This window comes from Rhodoferax sediminis (assembly GCF_006970865.1).
Classification (GTDB): Bacteria; Pseudomonadota; Gammaproteobacteria; order Burkholderiales; family Burkholderiaceae_C; genus Rhodoferax_A; species Rhodoferax_A sediminis.
Genome location: NZ_CP035503.1, coordinates 1,151,206 through 1,169,202, shown reverse-complemented (window position 1 = coordinate 1,169,202; position 17,997 = coordinate 1,151,206). Strand labels below are relative to the sequence as shown.

The 17,997-nt window shown below is 64.7% G+C and carries 17 protein-coding genes; 12 read left to right on the top strand and 5 right to left on the bottom strand.

The window, feature by feature from the left end:
- Positions 1-26: 26 nt before the first annotated feature.
- Complete coding sequence (locus tag EUB48_RS05640; RefSeq protein ID WP_142817996.1) at positions 27-701, bottom strand: Crp/Fnr family transcriptional regulator; 675 nt, start codon at positions 699-701, stop codon at positions 27-29.
- A 136-nt stretch (positions 702-837) separates the two neighbouring features.
- On the opposite strand from EUB48_RS05640, the gene trxB reads away from it, so the two are divergent.
- From trxB to EUB48_RS05620, 4 genes are all read left to right on the top strand, one after another.
- Complete coding sequence (gene trxB / locus EUB48_RS05635) at positions 838-1,785, top strand: thioredoxin-disulfide reductase (protein WP_142817995.1); 948 nt, start codon at positions 838-840, stop codon at positions 1,783-1,785.
- Positions 1,786-1,943: 158 nt separating this feature from the next.
- Positions 1,944-2,177, top strand: coding sequence for a 50S ribosomal protein L28 (gene rpmB, locus EUB48_RS05630; protein ID WP_077560348.1), 234 nt, complete (start codon positions 1,944-1,946; stop codon positions 2,175-2,177).
- 23 nt (positions 2,178-2,200) lie between these two features.
- Complete coding sequence (gene rpmG, locus EUB48_RS05625; protein WP_048439087.1) at positions 2,201-2,371, top strand: 50S ribosomal protein L33; 171 nt, start codon at positions 2,201-2,203, stop codon at positions 2,369-2,371.
- A 141-nt stretch (positions 2,372-2,512) separates the two neighbouring features.
- Positions 2,513-3,358 (top strand): DMT family transporter, encoded by an 846-nt coding sequence (locus tag EUB48_RS05620; protein ID WP_142817994.1) that lies wholly within the window; start codon positions 2,513-2,515, stop codon positions 3,356-3,358.
- A gap of 120 nt (positions 3,359-3,478) precedes the next feature.
- On the opposite strand, the gene EUB48_RS05615 is transcribed toward EUB48_RS05620, so the two are convergent.
- Complete coding sequence (locus EUB48_RS05615; RefSeq protein ID WP_142817993.1) at positions 3,479-4,693, bottom strand: DesA family fatty acid desaturase; 1,215 nt, start codon at positions 4,691-4,693, stop codon at positions 3,479-3,481.
- A 129-nt stretch (positions 4,694-4,822) separates the two neighbouring features.
- On the bottom strand, positions 4,823-6,094 hold the full coding sequence (locus EUB48_RS05610; RefSeq protein ID WP_142817992.1) for an RsmB/NOP family class I SAM-dependent RNA methyltransferase: 1,272 nt from the start codon (positions 6,092-6,094) through the stop codon (positions 4,823-4,825).
- Between the two features lie 47 nt (positions 6,095-6,141).
- On the opposite strand from EUB48_RS05610, the gene EUB48_RS05605 reads away from it, so the two are divergent.
- Positions 6,142-6,381, top strand: a complete 240-nt coding sequence (locus EUB48_RS05605) for a DUF1653 domain-containing protein (protein ID WP_142817991.1) — start codon at positions 6,142-6,144, stop codon at positions 6,379-6,381.
- Positions 6,382-6,418: 37 nt separating this feature from the next.
- On the opposite strand, the gene purN is transcribed toward EUB48_RS05605, so the two are convergent.
- Positions 6,419-7,000 carry a phosphoribosylglycinamide formyltransferase gene (purN, locus tag EUB48_RS05600; protein WP_142817990.1) on the bottom strand — a complete coding sequence of 194 codons (582 nt, stop codon included), beginning with the start codon at positions 6,998-7,000 and terminating at the stop codon, positions 6,419-6,421.
- Positions 7,001-7,197: 197 nt separating this feature from the next.
- On the opposite strand from purN, the gene EUB48_RS05595 reads away from it, so the two are divergent.
- From EUB48_RS05595 to EUB48_RS05585, 3 genes are all read left to right on the top strand, one after another.
- Positions 7,198-8,397 (top strand): acyl-CoA dehydrogenase family protein, encoded by a 1,200-nt coding sequence (locus EUB48_RS05595; protein ID WP_142817989.1) that lies wholly within the window; start codon positions 7,198-7,200, stop codon positions 8,395-8,397.
- Positions 8,398-8,491: 94 nt separating this feature from the next.
- Complete coding sequence (locus tag EUB48_RS05590) at positions 8,492-9,607, top strand: acyl-CoA dehydrogenase family protein (protein ID WP_142817988.1); 1,116 nt, start codon at positions 8,492-8,494, stop codon at positions 9,605-9,607.
- 78 nt (positions 9,608-9,685) lie between these two features.
- On the top strand, positions 9,686-11,068 hold the full coding sequence (locus EUB48_RS05585) for an alpha/beta fold hydrolase (RefSeq protein WP_142821108.1): 1,383 nt from the start codon (positions 9,686-9,688) through the stop codon (positions 11,066-11,068).
- 42 nt (positions 11,069-11,110) lie between these two features.
- Here the strand turns inward: EUB48_RS05585 and EUB48_RS05580 are convergent, their stop codons facing one another.
- Positions 11,111-11,668 (bottom strand): HNH endonuclease, encoded by a 558-nt coding sequence (locus tag EUB48_RS05580; RefSeq protein ID WP_142817987.1) that lies wholly within the window; start codon positions 11,666-11,668, stop codon positions 11,111-11,113.
- A gap of 172 nt (positions 11,669-11,840) precedes the next feature.
- Between EUB48_RS05580 and EUB48_RS05575 the strand changes: the two genes are divergently transcribed.
- The 4 genes from EUB48_RS05575 to EUB48_RS05560 all read left to right on the top strand — a co-directional run bounded on the left by EUB48_RS05575 (position 11,841) and on the right by EUB48_RS05560 (position 17,992).
- A complete protein-coding gene (locus EUB48_RS05575; RefSeq protein WP_142817986.1) occupies positions 11,841-12,851 on the top strand; it encodes a bifunctional riboflavin kinase/FAD synthetase in 1,011 nt (336 codons plus the stop codon).
- Between the two features lie 111 nt (positions 12,852-12,962).
- Positions 12,963-15,815: an isoleucine--tRNA ligase gene (ileS, locus tag EUB48_RS05570; RefSeq protein WP_142817985.1), complete on the top strand. Its 2,853-nt coding sequence runs from the start codon at positions 12,963-12,965 to the stop codon at positions 15,813-15,815.
- Positions 15,815-16,315 carry a signal peptidase II gene (lspA, locus tag EUB48_RS05565; RefSeq protein ID WP_142817984.1) on the top strand — a complete coding sequence of 167 codons (501 nt, stop codon included), beginning with the start codon at positions 15,815-15,817 and terminating at the stop codon, positions 16,313-16,315. Before ileS ends, lspA begins: the two co-directional genes overlap by 1 nt.
- Positions 16,316-16,321: 6 nt before the next feature.
- Positions 16,322-17,992, top strand: coding sequence for a Na/Pi cotransporter family protein (locus tag EUB48_RS05560; RefSeq protein WP_142817983.1), 1,671 nt, complete (start codon positions 16,322-16,324; stop codon positions 17,990-17,992).
- Positions 17,993-17,997 lie beyond the last annotated feature (5 nt).

The window sequence follows — 17,997 nt, the reverse complement described above, 5'->3', positions numbered from 1 at the left end:
GCTTACCCGAAACCAGAGCGGGAAAATCAGTCCAGCGGTTCGATCCGCTCCCTGATCACCATGGAGCCGTTCTCCTGTATTTCGGTGAGGCCGCGTTCCTCAAGATCCTTCATGACCCGGCTGACCATCTCGCGCGAGGCGCCCACCATTTTGGCGATATCCTGGCGCGAGACCTTGTCGCGGATCACGAGCGTGCCATCCGGTTCGGGCTTGGCAAACTCCAGCAGGGCACGCGCCACGCGGCCGTACACATCCATCAGGGCCAGCGATTCAATCTTGCGGTCGGCGTGGCGCAGCCGCTGCACCAGGCCGCGCATGACCGCGTAGGCCATGGAGGAGTTTTCCGGCAGGCAGCGGGCAAACTCGGCGTGCCCGAGCATCAGCACGTCGGTCTGCACCTCGACGCGAACCGTGGCGGAATGCGGCTCGTCGTCGATCAGGCTCATCTCGCCGATGTAGTCGCCCGGCTGCATGCTGGCCAGAATCACCTCGCGGCCGCGGCTGTCGGAGGTCACGACGCGGGCGCGTCCGGTCAGGATGATGAACAGGGCGTTGGCCTTCTTGCCCTGCTCCACGATGGTCTCGCCGCGTTTGAATCGGTGCTTGACAATCGCCGCCGCCACGGCCTCGGCCTGCACCGAGGTCAGCATGGAAAACAGTGGCACACGGCGCAATAATTCCAGGTTCGACAACATCGACATTTCGACTAATCTCCGCAGTCCACCCCTTGCCGGGGCTTTTGGTTTTTACAATGACGCACGTGGGTTTAGGGTTGATACCTTGTAACCGACCCCAAACTGTACACCGCCCTGTGGCTTTCCATTTCCGAATGTAACTATGTCTAACACAAAACACGCCCGCGTCCTGATTCTGGGCTCCGGCCCCGCCGGCTACACCGCCGCCATCTATGCGGCGCGCGCCAACCTCAAACCGATGCTGGTGACCGGCATCGCACAGGGCGGCCAGCTGATGACCACGACCGACGTGGACAACTGGCCCGCCGATGTGCTCGGCGTGCAGGGCCCCGAGTTGATGCAGCGTTTTCTGGAGCACGCCGAGCGCTTCAATACCGAGATCGTTTTTGATCACATCAACGCGGTGGACTTGAGCCAGCGGCCCTTCACGCTCAAGGGCGACAGCTTCGAGTACACCTGCGACGCTTTGATCCTGGCCACGGGCGCGTCGGCGCAGTACCTGGGGTTGCCGTCCGAGTCGGCGTTCATGGGGCGAGGCGTCTCCGGCTGCGCCACCTGCGACGGTTTTTTCTACCGCGAACAGGTGTGCTGCGTGGTGGGTGGCGGCAACACGGCGGTGGAAGAGGCGCTGTACCTGTCCAATATCGCCAGCAAGGTGTACCTGGTGCACCGCCGCGACAAGTTCAAGGCCGAGGCGATCCTGGTCGACAAGCTGATGGAGAAAGTGGCTGCCGGCAAGATCGAGCTGAAGCTGCACACCGTGCTCGACGAGGTGCTGGGTGACGCCTCGGGCGTCACCGGGGTGCGCCTGAAGAGCGTCAACAGCGGTGCCTCCCATGACCTGATGCTCAAGGGCTGCTTCATTGCCATCGGGCACCGGCCCAACACGGAAATTTTCCAGGGCCAGCTAGAGATGAAGAACGGCTACATCATCACCAAAACGGGGCTGCAGGGCTTCGCCACCATGACCAGCGTGCCCGGCGTTTTTGCCGCCGGCGACGTGCAGGACCATGTGTACCGCCAGGCCATTACCAGCGCGGGCACGGGCTGCATGGCCGCACTGGATGCCCAGCGCTTTCTGGAGCAGTAACCGGGGCTGTTGGGGAAACCGTTATAATTCAAGGCTTTGCAGAATTCACCCTCTACGGGCTGAACTTCAGCAAAACGGGTTACCGCCACCCTATTCAATTGGCGAGGTGAGGCCTTCATCGCCTGATGACGGCCGTTGAAAAATATCGGAGTGTCCTCATGGCACGCGTATGTGAAGTCACGGGCAAAGGCCCGATGGTCGGGAACAATGTTTCCCACGCCAACAACAAAACCAAGCGCCGGTTCCTGCCGAACCTGCAATACCGCCGTTTCTGGGTCGAGACCGAGAACCGCTGGATCCGCCTGCGCATCTCGAACGCCGGCCTGCGTTTGATCGACAAAAACGGCATCGACTCCGTGCTCGCAGATCTGCGCGCACGCGGCCAGGCTTAAATCCACATTACTGGAGCACCATCATGGCAAGCAAAGGCGGACGCGAAAAAATCAAGCTGGAATCCACGGCCGGTACCGGTCACTTCTACACCACCAGCAAGAACAAGAAAACCATGCCCGAGAAAATGGCGATCATGAAGTTTGATCCCAAGGCTCGCAAGCATGTGGAATACAAGGAGATCAAGCTGAAGTAGTTCGGCTTGCCTCTCCCATGAAAAGCCCGCTGTTGCGGGCTTTTCTTTTTGCTGCAGTGGCTCGCGGGCGCTGTCGGCTTGCCGCGCGCGCCGGATCAGCCCTAGACTACCCCCAAGTTCAACTTGTCGGGCCGTTTTCCAATGTCACATGCGCGGGTATTGACCCTGACATGCGTGGCCATGACGGCTTTCGCAGGCAACTCCCTGCTGTGTCGGCTGGCCCTGAAGAACACCGGCATTGACCCGGCCAGCTTCACATCCATTCGCATCCTCTCCGGCGCCCTGGCGCTGTGGCTGATCGTGCGAATCCGCGGCGGCGCACCAAGCACATCGGGGAATTGGCCCTCGGCGTTTGCACTTTTTTGCTATGCAGCCTGTTTCTCGTTTGCCTATGTCGGTCTGCCGGCCGCAACAGGCGCACTGTTGCTGTTTGGCGCCGTGCAGGTCACGATGATCGGCTGTGGACTGTGGATCGGTGAACACCTGTCGGCGCAGCAGATCACGGGTCTGGTGCTCGCATTTGGCGGACTGGTGGGACTTCTGCTGCCCGGGCTGTCGGCCCCGCCGCTCCGTGAGGCCACGCTCATGCTGGCCGCCGGCGTGGCTTGGGGTATCTACTCCTTGCGCGGCAGGGGCACCCGGGACCCGATCCGCGTGACCGCGGGGAATTTCCTGCGCTGCGGGGTTTTTGCGGTGGGCTTGAGCGCGGCGATGCTGGCGCGGACCTCGCTGGACAGTTGGGGAATCGGCTATGCCATCGCGTCAGGCGCCTTTGCGTCCGGTGTAGGCTACGCCATTTGGTATACCGCATTGCGTGGGCTCAAGGCAACCAGCGCGGCCAGCGTCCAGCTCAGTGTGCCCGTCATCGCCGCCGTGGGCGCCATCGTGCTGCTCGGCGAATCCATGACGCCACGCCTGCTCGTTGCGTCCGTCGTCATTCTTGGGGGAATCGCCCTGGTGATTTTCGACAAGCACACAAGCCGGTGACGCGACTCAAGTGCAGCGGCGTGTGCGCCGCGCGGCATCTCACCCTGGCGCGCGCGGTGCACAAAAAAAGCCCGCGGCTGCAGGCTTTTTGAGGCAACCGGGGGCGTTGACCCCGAAGCATCAGGCACGCACGGCGCGCAGCTTGATGGAAAACTCTCTCAAGGCAGCGATGCCGCTTTCCTCGGCGCGGTGACACCAGGCCGCCAGATCAGCGGCCAGTTGCTCGCGCGACTGCGAGGTATTCAGCCACAGCTGGCGCAGCTCTTCGCGCATGGTCACCATCTTGTCCAGCACCGGGTGCGCGGCGCGGGCCTGGGCCAGTTGCGGCACGGCGCCAGCGGGCACCTTGTCGGCGTCTCGGTGCAGCCAGCGCCGGGCGGACTCCAGCTCCGATACATCGCCCTGCCTGGCCTTGAGCGCCGCAATTTCGGCCTTGCAGGCACGGCGCAGGTCGCGCGCGTAGCCCGCCATCACCTCGTAGCGGTGGGCGATCAGCGCTTCGAGCGTCTTCTCGTTGGCCACCGGCTGGATGGCGCCGAGCTGCAGCCTGGGAACGGTCTTCTTGACATGGGCCAGGCCGGCCTTTTCCAGCAACCTGATATAGCCCCAGCCGATGTCGAATTCGTAGGGTTTGACCGAGAACTTGGCCGACGTCGGATAGGTGTGGTGGTTGTTGTGCAGTTCTTCACCACCAATGATGATGCCCCAGGGCGACACATTGGTGCTGGCATCCGGCGCCTCGAAATTGCGATAGCCCCAGAAGTGCCCCACGCCATTGACCACGCCGGCGGCCCAGAACGGGATCCAGACCATCTGCACCGCCCACACGGTCAGGCCGGCGGCGCCAAACAGCGCCAGGTCGATGATCATCATCAGGCCCACGCCCTGCCAGCTGTAGCGCGTGTACACGTTGCGCTCGAGCCAGTCGTTCGGGCAGCCCTGGCTGTACTTGCTCAGGGTTTCCTGGTTTTTGGACTCGGCGCGGTACAACTCGGCACCCTGCCAGAACACCTTCTTGATGCCGTGCGCCTGCGGGCTGTGCGGATCGTCGATGGTTTCGCATTTGGCGTGGTGCTTGCGGTGGATCGAGACCCACTCCTTGGTGACCTGCCCAGTCGCCAGCCAGAGCCAGAAACGGAAAAAATGCGCTGGAATCGCGTGCAGATCGAGGGCGCGGTGCGCCTGGTGGCGGTGCAGGTAGATCGTCACGCTGGCGATCGTGATGTGGGTGGTCACGAGCGTGTACAGCACGATTTCCCACCAGGACAGGTTCCACAATCCGTTGGCGAGCCAATCGATGCCCGCGTTCAGCACGGCCCAGTCAGGTAATAACATTTCAACAAGCCTTTTCAGTAAGCTTTTTGCAGGCATCACTCGCCTGGGTAAAAGCTCTTCATTTTATGATGGCGCAAGAAAAATAGATATTGAGACCCAGCACTCTTGCAAATATCGGGGCTTTGGGGGTTAATTTTTCACCCAAACGGCGGCAAAGAAGCCGTCTGTTCCATGCCGATGCGGCCACAGCCGCAGGTATTCGGTACCTTTGACAGGACCACTGCATAGACTCATGGCGTTTTCGATCTTTAGATTGGACAGGAGTTCCCCCACGTCGAGTGGGGTGAACTCACTATTTGCGGCGGTAAACGCCTGGGCAATCGCCTCGTTTTCCTGCGGCAGCACGCTGCAGGTGGCGTACACCAGCCGTCCGCCAGGCTTGAGCAGCCGGGCGGCACTTTGCAGGATCGCCGTCTGCTTGACCACGAGTTCGGCCACCGACTGGGGCGATTGTCGCCATTTGAGGTCCGGATTGCGGCGCAGCGTGCCCAGGCCTGAGCACGGCGCATCGACCAGCACGCGGTCGATCTTGCCGGCCAGGCGCTTGATGCGCTCGTCGCGCTCGTGCGCGATGGCCGCCGGGTGCACGTTGGACAGCCCGCTGCGCGCCAGCCGCGGTTTGAGCGCATCGAGCCGGTGCGCCGAGGTGTCGAACGCATACAGCCGCCCGGTGTTACGCATGCACGCGCCAATGGCCAGCGTCTTGCCGCCCGCGCCGGCGCAAAAATCCACCACCATTTCGCCGCGCTTGGCGTCCAGCAACAGCGCCAGCAACTGCGAGCCTTCGTCCTGCACCTCGATCGCGCCGCGCGCAAAGGCCTCCACCTTGGTCAGCGCGGGCTTGCTGTCCAGCCGCAGGCCCCAGGGCGAGTACGGCGTGGCGACCGACTTGATGCCAGCCTTGGCCAGCTCCTTTTGCACTTCGGGGCGCTTGTCGCTCAAGGCGTTGACGCGCAAATCGAGCCCCGCGCTTTTGTTCAGGCTGTCGACCAGCGGCCAGAACTCGTCCCCCAGCTGCTCGCGCAGCGGCTGCACCAGCCACTCGGGCAGGTTGTGACGGTGCCGCTCCATCAAGTCAGCCACATTGATCTGGTCGCACTGGTCGAGCCAGTTTTTCTCCTGGTCGCTCAAGGCGCTCTTGAGAAAATCGCGCGGGCCGTAGAAACCCAGAATCGCCAGCCGGCGCTCCTTGGGACCGCTGCCCGAGGGCGCGAAGTGGTCGAACAGCAGCTTCTTGCGCAGCACGGTATAGACCGTCTCGGCCAGCGTGGCGCGCTCGCGCGGGCCAAACTCCTTGTGGTCGCGGAAAAAGCGCGACACGATGGAGTCGGCCGGGTGATCGAACTTGAGGGTCAGTCTGACGAGTTCAGAGCAGGCGTCAAGCAGGGCTTTAGGATGCATAGCTTGCGATTGTCCCATGCACGTCTTTTTTCCATCCGCTGCCCATCATGTCCGAAGAATCCCTGCCGCCGCTGATCACCACACCGCCCGGGCGCTACCGCCACTACAAAGGGAATTTGTACGAGGTCGTCGGTACCGCGCGCCACAGTGAAACACTGGAACCCCTGACGCTGTACCGCGCGCTCTACGGCGAGCACGGCCTGTGGGTGCGGCCTGCGGCGATGTTCAATGAAGACGTCGTGATCGACGGCGTGGCACAAGCCCGGTTCACCCGCGTTTATGAATGAAAAGCGCCTGTGGCCCTTGCTGGATATGCGCGATAAGCTATAAATTTGGAAGCAACTGCGCGATCGCGCGCGGGTAGAGCAGGTGCTCCTGGGTGCGCACCCGCGCGGCCAGCGTGTCGGGCGTGTCGTGCGGCAAGAGCGGCACCACGGCCTGCGCCAGGATCGGGCCGTGGTCCAGTTCCGCCGTCACCTGATGCACGGTGGCGCCGGCCACCTGGCAGCCGGCCCCGATCGCGCGCTGGTGCGTGTGCAGGCCCGGAAAGGCCGGCAACAGCGAGGGATGGATGTTGAGCAGCCGCCCCTCGTAGCGACTGACGAAATCCGGCGTCAGGATGCGCATGAAACCGGCCAGCACCACCAGCGCCGGCTGATGGCGCTCGATGGCCGCGGCCAGCGCGGCGTCGAACGCCTCGCGCGACGGGTGCGCCGTGTGCTCGACCACCTCGGCCGCAAGGCCCTGCTCGCGCGCAAAGACCAGGCCCCTGGCCGCGGCCTTGTTGCTGATGACGGCGGCCACGCGGGCATCCAATTTTTCGCGCCAACCGTCACGCTGGGCCGCCCGCACGATGGCGGCCATGTTGGAGCCCTCGCCCGAGATCAAAATCACAATGTTTTTCATAGTTGGCGGAATTATCAGGCTCGCCCGGACGCGCTTGGCCATCCCGTCGGGGGCCGACAGGAAAACGTGCTGGCGCCACACCCGCAAAGCGTGCAAAACTATGCCTGCAGCCGGGCTTGTCGCCACTTGGACAGAAGCAATCGAACGGTCGTGCTAAAAACGGCAATTCTGCCCGGCATTCACTGGAGATTTATCGAATGGATTTGGCCTTTACCCCCGAAGAACAGAAGTTTCGCGAAGACGTCCGCAACTGGGTGCACGCGAACCTGCCCCCCGACATCTCGCAAAAAGTTCACAACGCCCTGCGCCTGTCGCGCGACGACATGCAGCGCTGGGCCAAGATCCTGGGCAAAAAAGGCTGGCTCGGCTGGGGCTGGCCCACGCAGTTTGGCGGCCCGGGCTGGAACGCGGTGCAAAAGCATTTGTTCGAGGAAGAATGCGCGCTGGCCGGTGCGCCGCGCGTGGTGCCGTTCGGCCCGGTGATGGTGGCGCCCGTGATCATGGCCTTCGGCAACGCCGAGCAGCAAAAGCGCTTCCTGCCCGGCATCGCCAGCGGCGAGGTCTGGTGGAGCCAGGGCTACAGCGAGCCGGGCTCGGGCTCCGACCTCGCGTCCGTCAAGACCCGGGCCGAGCGCCAGGGTGACAAATACATCGTCAACGGCCAGAAGACCTGGACCACGCTGGGCCAGTACGGCGAATGGATTTTCTGCCTGGTGCGCACCAGCACCGAGGGCAAGCCGCAAACCGGCATCTCATTCCTCTTGATCGACATGAAGTCGCCCGGCGTCACGGTGCGCCCCATCGTGCTGCTCGACGGCGAGGCCGAGGTCAACGAGGTCTGGTTCGACAATGTCGAAGTGCCGGCCGAGAACCTGATCGGCGAGGAGAACAAGGGCTGGACCTACGCCAAGCACCTGCTGAGCCACGAGCGCACCAACATCGCCGACGTGAACCGGGCCAAGCGCGAACTCGAGCGCCTCAAGCGCATCGCCAAGGCGGAGGGCGTGTATGACGACACCCGTTTCCGCGACGAGATCGCCAAGCTCGAAGTCGATGTGGTGGCGCTGGAGATGATGGTGCTGCGCGTGCTGTCGGCCGAAAAGTCGGGCAAGAATTCGCTCGACGTGGCCGGCCTGCTCAAGATCCGCGGCAGCGAAATCCAGCAGCGCTACAGCGAACTGATGATGCTGGCCGCCGGCCCCTACAGCCTGCCCCTCATTCATGAGGCGATGGAAGCCGGCTGGCAGGGCGACCAAGCCCTGGGGGGCCTCTGGCCCGGGGGCGCCGCCCACTGCGCACCGCTGGCCTCGACCTACTTCAACCTGCGCAAGACCACCATTTACGGCGGCAGCAACGAAGTGCAACGAAACATCGTCGCCCAGACTGTTCTCGGCTAAAGCCGTAGAACAGTCCGGGCTTTGCCCGACAACACTGCTCCCCCGCGCCCCCTCCAGGAGGGGGCTCCAGCAAGAGCTTCACTAGGAGTGACAAATGGATTTTGATTTCACGGACGACCAGGAACATCTGCGCGACGCGGTGCGCAAATGGGTGGACAAGGGTTACAGCTTCGAGCGCCGCCGCGACATCGTCAAGGCCGGCGGCTTCTTGCGCGAGGCCTATACCGAACTCGCGCAGCTCGGCCTGGCCGGCCTGTACATCCCCGAAGCCCATGACGGCCTGGGCATGGGCCCGGTCGAGGGCATGGTGGTGATGGAGGAGCTCGGGCGCGGCATCGTGCTGGAGCCGCTGGTGCAGACGCTGATCGCGGGCGGCGTGCTCTCGGGCTACGCGCCCGAGGCCGTCAAGGCCGCGTGGCTGCCGAGGATTGCCAGCGGCGAAGCCCTCGTCGTGCTGGCCCATCAGGAGCGCGCGGCTCGCTACCAGCTCGATGCCTGCGCAGCCCAAGCGACGCAAGCCGGTGCCGGCTGGACGTTGAGCGCTACCAAAAGCATAGTTCCCGTTGGCGACCAGGCCGACGCCTTTATCGTGCCCGCCACCGTGGCTGGCAAGCTGGCCCTGTTCCTGGTGGAGCGCAGCGCCGCCGGTGTCAGCACCCGCGGCTACGGCACGCAGGACGGCGGCCGCGCCGCCGAAGTCACGCTCAAGGAGGCCCCGGCCAGTCTGATCACGCTCGACGGCTTGAGCGCACTGGAGCACGCGGTGGACATCGGCATTGCCGCCACCTGCGCCGAAGGCGTGGGCGTGATGGACAAGACGATGGCAATCACGGCCGAGTACCTGAACACGCGCAAGCAGTTCGGCGTGTTCATCGGCAGCTTCCAGGCGCTGCGCCATCGCATTGCCGACATGAAAATGCAGCTGGAGCTGGCGCGCTCCATGAGCTACTACGCGGCACTCAAGCTCAACGCGCCGACCGAGGAACGGCGCCGGGCGCTGGCGCGTGCCAAGTACCAGCTGGGCGTGTCGATGCGCTTTGTCGGCCAGCAGGCGGTGCAGCTGCACGGCGGCATCGGCGTGACCGACGAGTACATCGTGAGCCACTACTTCAAGCGGCTCACGCAGATGGAGATGACCTTTGGCGATACCCTGCACCACCTGGGCGAGGTCTCGCAGCGCATGCAGGACAAGGCCGGCGTGTTCGCCTGATGCTTCGGCATTGATAGCAAACAATGCCCGCAGGTCCTGGGCTTGCGGGCTTTTTTATTTAAACTGGAGAGCGCCATGATGACCACCCGCCGCCTGTTCCTCGCTTTGATGACCAGCACGCTGGTGCTGGCCGCTTGCGCCACCGGGCCCCGCTTGCGGGAAGCCCCGCCCATCGTCTTCGTGCACGGCAATGGCGACAGCGCCGCGCTCTGGCAGACCACGATCTGGCGCTTCGAGTCGAACGGCTGGCCGGCCGATCGCCTGCATGCCATCGATGTGCCCTACCCGCTGGCGCGCGACGACGACAGCAAGCCACAGGCCGGACGCTCGTCAACCATCGAAAACATGGCATACCTGAGCGCCGCAGTGGACAAGGTGCGCCAGGCGACCGGGGCCCGCCAGGTGGTGCTGGTGGGCAACTCGCGCGGCGGCAACGCGATTCGCAACTACATCCAGAACGGCGGCGGCGACAAGACCGTGAGCCAGGCCATCCTGGGCGGCACGCCCAACCACGGCGTCTGGGCCATCAAGGGCTTCAACGAAGGCAATGAATTCTCGGGCACCGGGCCATTCCTCACCGGGCTCAATGCGCCCAAGGGTCCGAACGGCGATGAAGTCACGCCCGGCGTGAAGTGGCTGACGATCCGCTCGGACAGCAACGACAAGTACGCCCAGCCCGACGGTCTGTGGATCGGCGCCAAGGGCAAGCCCACCAATGTCACGTTCGAGGGCCCGGCGCTCAAGGGCGCGACCAACGTGGTGATCCCGCGTGTCGACCATCGCGAAACCGCGTTTTCGCCCGCGGCCTTCGGCGCCATGTACACCTTCATCACCGGCCACGCGCCTCGCACGCTGGCCATCGTGCCCGAGGCCGCACCCGTGCTGAGTGGCAAGGTCACCGGCCTGGGCGTGCAATCCAGCGACCCCGCCTCCGGCGACTTCAGCAACAACCTGCCGCTGGCCGGCGCGCAACTCGCCATCTACGCGACCGACCCCGCCACGGGCGAGCGCATCGGCGCCGCCGCGTTCAGCAAAACCATTGCCGCCGACGGGTTGTGGGGCCCGTTCAAGGCACGAGCCGGTGTGCCGTACGAGTTCGTCATCAGCGCGCCGGGCTACGCCACCACGCACATTTACCGCAGCCCGTTCCCGCGCTCGAGCCGCATCGTGGACATGCACCCGGAGCGTCTGAAGGCTGGTGACCCGGGCGCCGGCTCGGTCGTCACGCTGACGCGCCCGCGCGGCTATTTCGATGCCGTGCGCGACAAAATCAGCTTCGACGGCCAGACGCCCCCACCTGGCGTCCCGCCCGCCGGCGTCGCCGGTGTTTCGAGCTCGACCCTCAAGACTGCCCAGGCCGGCATGCGTGCCATCACGGCCGAATTCAACGGCGAGCGGATCACCGGACGCACCTGGCCCGCGGCCGGGAACAATGCGGTCGTGCTGGAACTGACGAACTGAAGTCGGCGCAGCAGACACAGGGCGCGAGACGCGCCCGGCGCGTCAGCTGTACAGGCGCGAGGTCTTGGGCAGATGCGCCATCAGGAACTCCATCTGGTCCGCCAGAATCCGGCGGTTGCGCAGGATGAAGTCCTCCCACAGGCTGGGCACATACGGGGTGTAGAGCAGCGGCATGTGGGCCTGCTCGGGTGTGCGGCTGCTCTTGCGGTGGTTGCACGCGCGGCAGGCGGTCACCACGTTCATCCACTTGTCGATGCCATTTTGCGCGAACGGAATGATGTGTTCGCGCGTCAGCTCTTCCTCATGAAACTGGTTGCCGCAGTAGGCGCAGATGTTGCGGTCGCGCGCAAACAGTTTGCTGTTGGTCAGGCCGGGCTTGAGGTGAAACGGGTTGATGTTGGGCACACCGCGGGTGCCGATGATGCTGTTGACCGTGATGATCGACTGCTCACCCGAGACCGCATTGTGGCCACCGCGGAACACGGCCACCTCGCCCCCCACCTCCCAGCGCACTTCCCGGGCGGCATAGTGAATCACTGCCTGTTCCAGTGAAATCCACGATTGGGGCAACCCCTGGGCTGACAGCTTCAAGACCTTCAAAACACGCCTCCAACAACAGTTTAAAAACTACTGGCACGCAGCGATGCACTTTCAAGTCGATCGCGGCACGACGGCGGCGACCCGGCTGAGTCACAATATACTCTTTTCATGACAATTTAGCGTCAGGCCCATGTTCGACGGGCGCGATCTGCTATCAAAAAGATAACATGCCATGCTGATTTTTCGTGGTTTCAACTACCCCGGCATCTCCACCGCCTGCGCACTGACGATCGGCAACTTCGATGGCATGCACCGCGGCCACCAGGCCATGCTGGCGCTCTTGAGCAACGAGGCGCGGCACCGCGGCGTGCCCAGCTGCGTGATGACTTTCGAGCCGCATCCGCGCGACTACTTTGCCGCCCTGGCGCACAAACCCGAGCTGGCGCCGGCGCGCATCGGCACGTTGCGCGACAAGCTGACCGAGCTGGCGCGCTGCGGCGTCGACCAGACCGTGGTGATGCCGTTCGACGCGCGGCTTGCCTCCCTGCCGCCGCAGGCCTTTATCGATGACGTGCTGGTGCGCGGCCTGGGCGCCCAATACGTGCTGGTGGGCGACGATTTCCGCTTCGGCGCCAAGCGCGCGGGGGACTACGCCATGCTGGATGCCGCCGGCGCCGCGGCCGGGTTCGACGTGGCGCGCATGAACAGCTACGAGGTGCACGGCCTGCGCGTGTCCAGCTCCGCAGTGCGCGAGGCGCTGGGCCAGGGCCTCATGGACGACGCGGCGGCCCTGCTCGGGCGCCCCTACAGCATCAGCGGCCATGTGGTGCACGGACGCAAGCTCGGGCGCGACCTGGGTTTCCCGACCCTGAACCTGCGCTTCGCCCACTGGAAGCCGGCCGCCAGCGGGATCTTCGCGGTGCAGGTGCATGGTCTCTCAAACCTGCCCCTGCCCGGCGTCGCGAACCTGGGGATTCGCCCGTCGCTGGACCCACACGATGTGAACGGCGGACGCGTGCTGCTGGAGACGCATTGCCTGGACTGGCCCGCCGCCCTGGGGCCTGTGGGTGGGTACGGTAAAATCATCCGGGTGGAGCTGCTGCACAAACTGCATGACGAACTGAAGTACGAAGGTCTGGACGCCCTGAAGGCAGGCATCGCCCGGGACTGCCTGGATGCGCGTGCGTTTTTCGCGTCGATGCACGGGCAAACCCATCGCCAGACCACGCGCGACCGAATTTGACCCGGCCGCCCTTGCGAAGGCCATTTCGCAAGCCCCGCAAGCCCCCTCGCGCAACCCCTTTTCCGGATTCCGGCCCGTGCGCCGGAACGACAAGCTCATTAAGGCATGGCCATGACCGATAACACTCCCGCTGATCCCGTTGCCAAAACCGATTACCGCAGCACCTTGAATCTGCCCGACACCCCATTCCCGATGCGCGGCGACCTGCCCAAGCGCGAGCCGGGCTGGGCCCGGGAATGGAACGAGCAGGGTCTGTACCAGCGCCTGCGCGACGCGCGCCACGGCGCACCGAAATTCATCCTGCACGACGGCCCGCCCTACGCCAATGGCCAGATCCACATGGGCCACGCGGTCAACAAGATCCTCAAGGACATGGTCACCAAGGCGCGCCAGCTCGAAGGCTTCGATGCGCTCTACGTGCCGGGCTGGGACTGCCACGGCCTGCCGATCGAGAACGCGATCGAGAAGAAATACGGCCGCAACCTGAGCCGCGACGAGATGCAGGCCAAGAGCCGAGCCTACGCCACCGAGCAGATCGCGCAGCAGATGGCCGACTTCCAGCGCCTGGGCGTGCTGGGCGAATGGGACCATCCGTACAAGACGATGGACTTCGCCAACGAGGCCGGTGAGCTGCGCGCCTTCAAGCGCGTGATCGAGCGCGGCTTCGTGTACCGCGGACTCAAGCCCGTGTACTGGTGCTTCGACTGCGGCTCCTCGCTGGCCGAGTTCGAGATCGAGTATGCCGACAAGAAGAGCCAGACCATCGATGTGGCGTTCAGGGCGCACGAACCCGCGAAGCTCGCGGCGGCGTTCGGCCTTCCCGCGCTGGAGAAGGATGCCTTTGCCGTCATCTGGACCACCACCGCGTGGACGATTCCCGCGAACCAGGCGATCAACCTGAACCCCGAGCTCGACTACGCGCTGGTGGATACCGCGCGCGGCCTGCTGATCCTGGCCGCCTCGCTGGTCGAGCAGTGCCTGCAGCGCTACCATCTGGCCGGCACCGTGCTGGCCACGACCCAGGGCAAGCGGCTCGGCGGTCTCGAATTCGAGCACCCGCTGTATGACGCCGATGCGGGCTACCGGCGCCTGTCGCCCGTCTACCTGGCCGATTACGCCACGGCGGACGACGGCACGGGCCTGGTGCACTCCTCGCCGGCCTACGGCCTGGACGACTTCAACTCCTGCGTCGCGCACGGGCTGGCCTACGACGACATCCTGAATCCGGTGCAGGGCAACGGCTCGTACGCACCCGACTTTCCGCTGTTCGGCGGGCAGAACATCTGGAAGGCGGTGCCGGTCATCATCGAGGCGCTGCAGAACGCCGGCCGCCTGCTCGCCACCGCGACCATCAGCCACAGCTACCCGCACTGCTGGCGCCACAAGACGCCGGTGATCTACCGCGCCGCGGCCCAGTGGTTCATCCGCATGGACGAAGGCGTTGGTGTGTTCACCAAGGACAAGGCGCCCAAGCCCTTGCGCCAGCTCGCGCTCGACGCCATCGAGCAGACGCGCTTCTATCCGGAAAACGGCAAGGCGCGCCTGCGCGACATGATCGCGGGCCGGCCCGACTGGTGCATCTCGCGCCAGCGCAGCTGGGGCGTGCCGATCCCGTTCTTCCTGCACAAGGATTCGGGCGAGCTGCACCCGCGCACCATGGAGATCCTCGACCAGGCCGCCGACATCGTCGAGCATGGCGGCATCGAGGCCTGGAGCCGCGTGACGGCCGAAGAGATCCTGGGTGCGCAAGATGCCCCGCACTACACCAAGAGCGCCGACATCCTCGAGGTCTGGTTCGACTCGGGATCGACCTTCTTTCATGTGCTGCGCGGCACGCACCCGGACAATCACCACGAGAGCGGCCCCGAGGCCGACCTCTACCTCGAAGGCCACGACCAGCACCGCGGCTGGTTCCATTCGTCGCTCCTGATCGCCTGCGCAATGGAGGACCGCGCGCCCTACCGTGGTCTCTTGACGCACGGCTTCACGGTGGACAGCCAGGGCCGCAAGATGAGCAAGTCGCTGGGCAACGGCATCGACCCGCAGAACGTGTCGAAGAAGCTGGGCGCCGAAATCATCCGCCTGTGGGTGGCCGCCAGCGACTACTCGGGCGATATCGCCGGCGACGACAAAATCCTCGCGCGGGTCGTGGACACCTACCGGCGCGTGCGCAACACGCTGAAGTTCCTGCTGGCCAACACCAGCGACTTCGCCATCGCGACCGACGCGGTGCCCCTGAACCAGATGCTGGAGATCGACCGCTACGCGCTGGCCCGCGCCGCGCAGCTGCAGGCCGACATCCTGGCGCACTACAAGGTGTATGAATTCCACCCGGTCGTGTCCAAGCTGCAGATCTATTGCAGCGAAGACCTGGGCTCGTTCTACCTCGACATCCTGAAAGACCGGCTCTACACCACGGCCCCGAAGTCGCTGGCGCGGCGCAGTGCGCAAACCGCGCTGTGGCACATCACCCAGGCCATGCTGCGCTGGATGGCGCCGTTCCTCTCCTTCACCGCCGAGGAGGCGTGGAAGTTCGCAGGCCAGAGCGAGTCCATCTTCATGGAAACCTACAGCGAACTGGCCGCACCCGATGCCGATCTGCTGGCCAAATGGTCGCGCATCCGCGAACTTCGCGACGCCGTGAACAAGGACATCGAAGCCCTGCGCGCGGACGGCCAGGTCGGCTCGTCATTGCAGGCCAATGTGTTCCTGGCAGTGGGCGCCGAAGACCATGCCCTGCTCGCCAGTCTCGGGGACGACCTGAAGTTCGTGTTCATCACATCCGCTATTGATTTGGTAGCGTCTGATGAGCTTCAGATAAAGGCTACAGCCAGTATTGATACCAAATGCGAGCGCTGCTGGCACTACCGCTTTGACGTCGGCCACGACCCGGCGCACCCGACGCTGTGCACTCGCTGCACCAGCAACCTGTTCGGCGCGGGTGAAGTGCGGGAGTTTGCGTAATGGCCAAGAGCAGCTTCGTCAAATCCTCCGGCAGCCTGCTGCCCTGGCTGGGCCTGGCCCTCGCCGTGCTGATCCTGGACCAGTTCACCAAGGTGCTGATCCTGGGCTACTACCAGCTCGGCGCTAGCACCGTGGTCACCAGCTTCTTCAACGTGGTGCGGGTGCATAACGCCGGCGCGGCGTTCTCGTTCCTGGCGGCGGCCTCGGGCTGGCAGCGCTGGTTCTTCACCGCCATCGGCGTGGTCGCGGCGCTGCTGATCGTGTGGCTGCTGCGCTCGCATTCGGGCCAGAAGCTGTTCTCGTTCGCGCTGGCCTGCATTCTGGGCGGTGCCGTGGGCAATGTGGTGGACCGGCTGCTGCACAGCTATGTGATCGATTTCCTCGATTTTCACTGGCACGGTGCGCACTTTCCGGCCTTCAACCTGGCCGACAGCGCCATCACGCTGGGCGCGGCCTGCCTCATTCTCGACGAGCTGCGCCGGGTGCGACGCGGCCGCTAGCGCCGCATGAAGGACCTGCTCAACCTGTTCGCCGACGTCGCGCTGCTGGTGTGGGGCACCCAGCTGGTGCGCACGGGGGTGCTGCGCGCGTTCGGCAGCAATTTGCGGCAGGTGCTCGCGCACAGCATGGGCAACCGCTTCACGGCGGCGCTCTCGGGCATCGGCGTGACGGCGTTGCTGCAGTCCAGCACCGCGACTTCGCTGATGACCTCGTCCTTCGTCGGTCAGGGCCTGATCACGCTGCCGGCCGCGCTGGCCGTGATGCGCGGGGCGGACATCGGCACCGCGCTGATGGTCGTGCTGTTCTCGTTCGATCTGTCCTGGCTCTCGCCGCTGTTCATTTTCACCGGCGTGGTGCTGTTCCTCACGCGCCAGGACACGCTGGCCGGGCGCATCGGGCGGGTCGTGATCGGGCTGGGGCTGATCCTGCTGGCGCTGCAGCTGATCATGGTGTCCGCCGCGCCGCTGCTGGCCACGCCCGCCGTGCGCGCCCTGCTGGGTTCGGTCGGCAGCGACCTGCTGACCGAAATCATCCTGGGCATGCTGCTGGCCGTCATGGCCTATTCGAGCCTGGCCGTGGTGCTGCTGATCGCGGCTCTGGCCGCCTCCTCCATGATCTCGCTGGACGCGGCGCTGGGCCTGGTGCTGGGCGCCAACCTGGGCAGCGGCCTGGCCGCCGTGCTGACCACCGCCAAGTCTGCCGTCGAGGTGCGCCAGGTCAGCGTCGGCAACCTGGTGTTCAAGATGCTGGGCGTGGCGCTGATGGCGCCCTGCGTCGGCCTGTGGCTGCGCCACGTGCAGCCGCTTCTGCCCGGCCCCACGCACGGTGTGGTGCTGTTCCACCTGGGCTTCAACGTCATCATGAGCGTGGCCTTCATCGGCCTGACGCAGCCGGTGGCGCGCCTGGTCGCCAGGCTGCTGCCGAAGAAGCCGGACACGTCCGCCTCGCAGATGCGCCCGCGCCACCTGGATCCGTCGGCGCTGCCCATGCCCTCGCTGGCCATCTCCTGCGCCGCGCGCGAGGCCCTGCACCAGGCCGATGTGGTGGAGACCATGATGAATGGCATGCTCACCGTGATCAAGACCAATGACTTGCGCCTCGCCCAGGAGCTGCGCAAGATGGACGACACGGTGGATGAGCTGTACACGGCCATCAAGTACTACATGACGAAGATCCCGCGCGAGGCGCTCGATGAAGAAGAGAGCCGGCGCTGGACCGACATCATCAGCTTCACCATCAACATGGAGCAGGTCGGCGACATCGTCGAGCGTGTGCTCATCGATGTGGAAGACAAGAAGATCAAACCGGGGCGCAGCTTCTCGGAGGCCGGCATGGCCGAGATCACCGAGCTGCACGCGCGCCTGGTGGACAACCTGCGCCTGGGCATGAGCGTGTTCCTGAACGGCAATGTGCACGATGCGCAAAGGCTGATCGAGGAAAAAATGCGCTTTCGCGACCTGGAGCGGCGCTACGCCACGGCGCATCTGGACCGCCTGAGCGAGAACAGCGTGCTGAGCATCGAGACCAGTTCACTGCACATCGACCTGATCAGCGACTTGAAGCGCATCAACTCGCACATCTGCTCGATCGCCTACCCGATTCTCGATTCGGCCGGCGCACTGGCGCCGAACCGGCTCAAGACCGCCGCGCTGGGCCAAGACAACCGCCGCAGCTGAAGCAG